General features: G+C 65.2%; 1 protein-coding gene and 1 pseudogene. Both read right to left on the minus strand.

Annotation, left to right across the window (positions count from 1 at the left end):
* Positions 1 to 534: hypothetical protein (locus tag U4Y88_RS37540; protein ID WP_321790120.1), on the minus strand; the 534-nt coding region annotated here is incomplete at its 3' end.
* Positions 535 to 615: 81 nt separating this feature from the next.
* A pseudogene (locus U4Y88_RS37545) lies at positions 616 to 1,012 on the minus strand (arylsulfatase); the annotation flags it as partial.

The raw sequence follows: 1,012 nt of genomic DNA on the forward strand, positions 1-1,012 counted from the left end.
TGCCAGCAGCACGGTTGCGATCAGGCGCACGGGCGCGATCAGGCGCTGCGCGGCGCGCGGCATCAGCGATGCGGCCAGCAGACCCACGGCGAGCGGCGCGATGATCATGGTCAGCACGATCTTCAGGATCGACGCAGGCCCGACGGCCAGCGGCTGCGCGAACAGCCAGTTGAAGAGGGCCACCGAAAGCGGCATGGTCACGACCGACACCAGCGCGAGCACGACGAGCAGCCCGAGCCCGTAGGGCGCGACGCCGCCCGCCTTCTTGTGCTTCTTCGGCAGCAGCGGCGGCACGGGCGAGATGGCGAGCGCCGTGAGCACGACGGCGGTCGGCTGCGGCAGATCGAGATAGTAGACGCAGGCGACCACGAGGATCGGCAGCAACACCAGCATGGCGATGAGCGAACGCAGCAGCAGGCCCGGCCGCTGCGCGATATAGAGCAGGTCGTCGCGCGTGGCCTGGAGGCCGTACGTGAAGACCGTTGCGGCGATGGCGCACTGAAGCGCGAGAAGAATCAGGGCCTTGGCGTCCATGGATGTCGCGTCAGGAAAGCGGCTGGGCGGCGTCCGGCTGAACGCCGCCCGGGAACCACCCGTCTACATCTTCAGGATGCCTTAGCGATGGCCGCCGCCGGCTGCGTCCATCATCTTCTCGATCACCTGATCGACGCCGAAGCTGGCCGCTTTCTGGCGTGGCGGGAATTCCTTGAACGTTTGCAGGAATTCGGCCACACCCGCCTGCGCCGGCACGAGGATAAACACGTGATCGAGCAGCCAGTCGTAGTAGGTGTTGGACGTGATGTCGGCGCGCTCGTATGGATCGGTGCGCAGATTGAAGATTTTCGGCACACGCAGCGTCACCAGCGGCTCGGCCCATATTCTCAATGTGCCGGCCGTGCGCTGCTCCATGAACACGACCTTCCAGTTATCGAAACGCAGGCACGCGAGATCGCCGTCGTCGGTGAAATAGAAGAAGCCCTTGCGCTCGGGCTTCTTCTCCTTGCCGGTGAAG

Source organism: Paraburkholderia sp. J94, from assembly GCF_905220285.1.
Lineage (GTDB): Bacteria > Pseudomonadota > Gammaproteobacteria > Burkholderiales > Burkholderiaceae > Paraburkholderia > Paraburkholderia tropica_A.